Here is a 5,529-nt window from a genome sequence, read left to right on the forward strand (position 1 = left end):
GATTCCCGCCGCCGATCCGTACCCGCGCCGCCGCGTCCGCGTGCTCGACAGCGAGATGGCGTACGTCGACGTGGGCGCGGGCGACCCGGTCGTGTTCCTGCACGGCAACCCCACGTCGTCCTACCTCTGGCGCAACGTGATCCCGCACGTGGAGTCAGTGGCACGCTGTCTGGCGCCCGACCTCGTGGGGATGGGCGAGTCGGGCCCGGCTCCCGGCGGCTCCTACCGCTTCGTCGACCATGCGCGTTACCTCGACGCCTGGTTCGACGCGCTGAACCTCAGGGACCGCGTGACCGTGGTGGGGCACGACTGGGGCTCGGCGCTGGGCTTCCACTGGGCGCGGCGCCACCCGGACCGCGTCCGGGGGATCGCCTACATGGAGGCGATCGTCCGGCCGGTGATCTGGACGGAGTGGCCGGAGAACGCGCGCGGGATCTTCCAGGCGATGCGCTCTCCGGCGGGCGAAGAGATCGTGCTCCAGAAGAACGTCTTCGTCGAGCGGATCCTGCCCGCCAGCGTGCTCAGAAAGCTCACCGACGAGGAGATGGCGGCCTACCGCCGGCCGTGGCGCGATCCCGGCGAGTCGCGGCGCCCGATGCTCGCCTGGCCGCGCGAGATCCCCGTGGGCGGCGAGCCCGCCGACGTGGTGGCGATCGTGGATGCTTACGGGCAGTGGCTGGCCGGAAGTGAGGTGCCGAAGCTCTTCATCAACGCCGATCCGGGGTCGATCCTGGTGGGCGCCCAGCGGGAGTTCTGCCGCCGCTGGCCGAACCAGCGCGAGGTGACGGTCCGGGGTCTGCACTTCGTGCAGGAGGATTCGCCGGCCGAGATCGGCCAGGCCGTGGCCGGGTTCGTGCGGAGCCTCCGGTGACCCCAACGGTGACGCTGCGCGTGTTCCGGTGGTCGGCCGGGGAGCCCGAGCGCCGGCAGGAGTACCGGGTCAGCCCGGGGCCCGACACCACCGTGCTCGACGCGCTCGTCGAGATCCAGCGCACGCAGGACCCCACGCTCGCCTTCCGCTACGCCTGCCGCGTCGGCATGTGCGGCTCCTGCGCGGTGGTGGTGAACGGTCGCGAGCGCTGGGCCTGCCGCACGCGGATCAGCGGCCTGGGCGGCCGGCCCCTCAGCGTGCGCCCCCTCTATCACTTCCCACTCCTCCGCGATCTGGTCGTGGACATGACGCCGTTCAGCGACAAGCTCCGCGCCGTCGGCGCCGCGTTCGGGCCCCGGCCGTCGGCCCCCGCCTACGCGGCGATCTCCCGCGACGCCGCCGAGCGGCGGGAGATCGACAGCGCCATCGAGTGCATCGGCTGCGGCATGTGCGTCTCCGCCTGCACCATGGTCGCCGCCAACGAGCGCTTCCCCGGGCCGGCGGCGCTCAACCGCGCCTTCACACTCCAGCGCGACTCGCGCGAGGGCGCCACCACGGCGCGCTGGTCCGTGCTGCTCTCCGACGACGCGCTGGCGCGCTGCCACGGCCAGGCCAACTGCACGGAGGTCTGCCCGATGGGCCTGAGCCCGACGACGTCGATCGTCCGGCTCCGCCAGATGGCCACGCGACGGCTGCTCGGCCGGCGCTGAGCGTCGGTCCCGTCCTTGACGAGTCACAGCGCGGCGCGCTAGAGTTATTCGTCACTTGCGCGCCTCCCGCCCCCCGTCGGGTGGGAGGCGAACGTTTGCCTGAGGAGGTTCCGATGTCCGCCGAACAGATCCGGTCGCTCTACGCCGCGATGCCGGACCTTCTCGCGCGCGCGCGCCGGAAGTTCGGCCGGCCGCTCACGCTGACCGAGAAGATCTTGATCATCCACTGCTGGGACTTCGACGTGCAGCAGTGGGAGCGCGGCAAGGCGCTGCTGCGCCTGCGGGTGGACCACGTGTCGCTGCAGGACGCCACCGGTCAGATGGCGCTGCTGCAATTCATGCAGTCCGGCCGTAAACGCGTGGCGGTGCCCACCACCGTGCATTGTGACCACCTCATCCGGGCCGAGTCGGGCGCGGCCGAAGACTTCGCCCGGGCGATCCGCGAGAACCAGGAGGTCTACGACTTCCTCCGATCGTCCTCGCGCAAGTTCGGGATCGGCTTCTGGCGCCCGGGCTCGGGGATCATCCACCAGGTCGTCCTGGAGAACTACGCATTCCCCGGCGGCCTCATGATCGGCGCCGACTCGCACACGCCGAACGGCGGCGGGCTCGGCATGCTCGCCATCGGCGTGGGGGGCGCCGACACCGCCGAGGCCATGGCCGGGCTGCCATGGGAGGTGCTCCACCCCAAGCTCGTCGGCGTGCACCTGACGGGCAAGCTGGCGGGCTGGGCGGCGCCCAAGGATGTCATCACCTACCTCTGCGCGCTACTCACCGTGAAGGGCGGCACCAACAAGGTCATCGAGTACTTCGGCCCCGGGGCCGAGTCGATCAGCGCGACCGGCAAGGGGACGATCTGCAACATGGGCGCCGAGCTCGGAGCCACCACGTCCATCTTCCCCTTCGACACGCGTATGGCCGCCTATCTGAGAGCGACGGACCGAAGCGACATCGCGAGGCTCGCCGAGGAGTACGGTCGGCACCTGGCGCCGGACCCCGAGGTGTTCGACAACCCCCAGGCGTTCTACGACGAGATCGTCGAGATCAACCTGGACGAGCTGGAGCCCCAGGTCGTGGGACCGCACTCGCCCGACCGGGGCCGGTCGATCAGCAAGCTGGCCACCGAGGCGCGCGCCAACGGCTGGCCCGTGACGATCACGAACTGCCTGATCGGCTCCTGCACGAACTCCTCGTACGAGGACATGCGCCGGGCCGCCCACCTGGCCCTGCAGGGGATCAAGGCGGGGCTGCGCGCGAAGGTCCCCTTCCTCATCACCCCCGGCTCCGAGCGCATCTACCAGACGATCAAGCGCGACGGCATCATCGAGACCTTGCAGCGCATGGGCGGGACGGTGCTGGCCAACGCCTGCGGGCCCTGCATCGGGCAGTGGAAGCGGCGGGACGTCGGGGCCGACGAGCCCAACACGATCGTCTCGTCGTTCAACCGGAACTTCCCCGGGCGCAACGACGGCAGCGCGGCGACGCTCTCGTTCCTGACCAGCCCGGAGATCGTCACGGCCCTGGCCTTCGCCGGCACGCTGGAGTTCGACCCGGTGCACGGGACGCTGACCGCCCCCGACGGCAAGGCGTTCCGGTTCACGCCGCCCGAGGCCGAGGAGCTGCCGCGCGACGGCTTCGCCGGCGGCGCCGAGGGCTACGAAGCGCCGGCCGACGACCCGGACTCCGTGCAGGTCGTCATCCCGGCCGACAGCCAGCGCCTGCAGCTCCTGGGGCCGTTCGTAGCCTGGGACGGCAAGGACTTCGTGGACCTGCCGGTCCTCGTCAAGACCAAGGGCAAGACGACCACCGACCACATCTCGCCGGCCGGGCCGTGGCTGCTCGTCCGCGGCCACCTCGACCGGATCAGCGACAACATGTTCATGGGCGCCCTCAACGCCTTCACCGGCGAGATGGGCAAGAGCATTAATCCGATATCCGGCGCCGCCGGTCAGCCCCTGGCCAAGATCGCCCGCGAGCTGAAGGCCAAGGGCCAGCAGTGGATGGTGGTCGGCGACGAGAATTATGGTGAAGGTTCGAGCCGCGAGCACGCCGCGATGTCGCCCCGCTACCTCGGATGCGCGGCCGTGCTCGTCCGTTCCTTCGCGCGCATCCACGAGACCAACCTCAAGAAGCAGGGCATCCTCCCGCTCACCTTCGCCGATCCCCGGGACTATGACCGCATCGAGCAGAACGACCGGGTGAGCATCGTCGGCCTCCACGCGCTGGAGCCGGGGAAGCCGGTGACCGTGCGCATCAAGAAGCCGGACGGCCGGGTCGAGGAGATCCGCGCCAATCACACCATGACCCGGGAACAGATCGCGTGGTTCCGGGCGGGCTCGGCGCTCAACGCCGGGCAGATGCCGCTCGACCCCGCGACCGGCCAGCCGGTGGCGATGGCGGACGTGCGCCTGCGTCCCGGCGACGTCGATCCCAAGCCAGGAGACAGAACGTAATGCCAGGGAAGGTCAAGGTCCCCGCGGGGGAGAAGATCACCATCGACCACGGGAAGCTGCGCGTTCCCGACCACCCCATCATCGCGTTCATCGAGGGCGACGGCACCGGGTCCGACATCTGGCGGGCGGCCGTCCGCGTCCTCGACGCCGCCGTCGAGGAGGTCTACCGCGGGCGGAAGAAGATCGCGTGGATGGAGACCTACGCGGGCGACAAGGCCAAGGAGGCCTACGGCGCCGAGTGCCCGCCCAACCTCCTGCCCCCGGAGACGGTGGACGTCATCCGGGACTATCTGGTCGCGATCAAGGGGCCGCTCACCACCCCCGTGGGTGAAGGGTTCCGCTCGCTCAATGTCACGCTTCGTCAGGCGCTGGATCTCTACGTCTGCCTCCGCCCGGTCCGCTACTTCAAGGGCGTGCCGTCGCCGGTGAAGCACCCCGAGCGGGTGGACATGGTGATCTTCCGCGAGAACACCGAGGACATCTACGCGGGCATCGAGTGGGAGCAGGGGACGCCGGAGGCCCGGAAGGTCGTGGCCTTCCTCCAGAACGAGATGGGGGTCAAGCAGATCCGCTTCCCCAACACCTCCTCCATCGGGATCAAGCCGGTGTCGAAGGAGGGCTCGGAGCGGCTGATCCGCGCCGCCATCCGCTACGCGATCGAGAACCATCGGCGGAACGTCACGCTGGTCCACAAGGGGAACATCCAGAAGTACACCGAAGGCATGTTCATGAAGTGGGGCTACGGGCTGGCCAAGCGCGAGTTCGGCGACAAGACCGTGTCCTGGGACGAGTGTGGCGGCCGGCCGCCCGCGGGCAAGATCCTCGTCAAGGACGCCATCACCGACGCGTTCCTGCAGCAGATCCTCACCCGTCCCGACGAGTTCGACGTGATCCCGTGCCCGAACCTCACCGGCGATCTGATCTCCGACGCCCTGGCCGCCCAGGTGGGGGGCATCGGCATCGCGCCCGGCGCCAACATCAACTACGACACGGGTCACGCCCTGTTCGAGGCCACCCATGGGACGGCCCCGAAGTACGCCGGGCAGGACAAGGTCAACCCCGGCTCGGTCATCCTCTCCGGCGAGATGATGCTGCGCTATCTCGGCTGGACGGACGCCGCCGACCGCATCATCGCCGGGCTCGAGCGGACCATCCAGGCGAAGGTCGTGACCTACGACTTCGCCCGGCTGATGGAGGGCGCCCGGGAGGTGAAGTGCTCGGAGTTCGGGACGGCGATCATCGGGAACATGGCGAAGCTGTAGTGCGGGCCGCAGGACGTCGCGGGGCTGGGGCCCCGCCGTCCGAGGCGAGCGTATAAACAGAGAGAGGCAGGCATGCAAGTCGGGACAGCAGAACCGCTGAGCGTGATCAATCGCCGTCCCAAGATCACCGTCGTCGGCGCCGGCAACGTCGGGGCCACGGTGGCGCAGTACGCGGTCGAGAAGGAGCTGGGCGACGTCGTGCTGGTGGACGTCATCGAGGGCGTGCCCCAGGG

Annotated in this window: 4 protein-coding genes; all 4 read left to right on the plus strand. The window is 69.7% G+C overall.

Annotated features, from left to right (window positions below; translation table 11 throughout):
• The first annotated feature begins 1 nt into the window (after position 1).
• The 4 genes from VGV13_12025 (at position 2) to icd (ending at position 5,296) form a co-directional block, all read left to right on the plus strand.
• Positions 2 to 871 (plus strand): haloalkane dehalogenase, encoded by an 870-nt coding sequence (locus tag VGV13_12025; GenBank protein ID HEV8641818.1) that lies wholly within the window; start codon positions 2 to 4, stop codon positions 869 to 871.
• Complete coding sequence (locus VGV13_12030) at positions 868 to 1,581, plus strand: succinate dehydrogenase/fumarate reductase iron-sulfur subunit (protein ID HEV8641819.1); 714 nt, start codon at positions 868 to 870, stop codon at positions 1,579 to 1,581. The genes VGV13_12025 and VGV13_12030 overlap by 4 nt, the downstream gene beginning before the upstream one ends.
• Positions 1,582 to 1,694: 113 nt before the next feature.
• A complete protein-coding gene (locus VGV13_12035; protein ID HEV8641820.1) occupies positions 1,695 to 4,034 on the plus strand; it encodes an aconitate hydratase in 2,340 nt (779 codons plus the stop codon).
• Entirely contained in the window at positions 4,034 to 5,296 is a 1,263-nt protein-coding gene (gene icd, locus VGV13_12040) for an NADP-dependent isocitrate dehydrogenase (protein HEV8641821.1), read from the plus strand. Before VGV13_12035 ends, icd begins: the two co-directional genes overlap by 1 nt.
• Positions 5,297 to 5,529: the final 233 nt, after the last annotated feature.

It is taken from the genome of Candidatus Methylomirabilota bacterium (assembly GCA_036001065.1).
In the GTDB taxonomy this organism is placed as follows: Bacteria; Methylomirabilota; Methylomirabilia; order Rokubacteriales; family CSP1-6; genus MNEF01.

Excerpts from the sequence above, each read along its gene's own strand:
- icd (HEV8641821.1), top strand. The coding sequence starts at position 4,034 with ATGCCAGGGAAGGTCAAGGTCCCCGCGGGGGAGAAGATCACCATCGAC.
- VGV13_12035 (HEV8641820.1), top strand. The coding sequence starts at position 1,695 with ATGTCCGCCGAACAGATCCGGTCGCTCTACGCCGCGATGCCGGACCTT.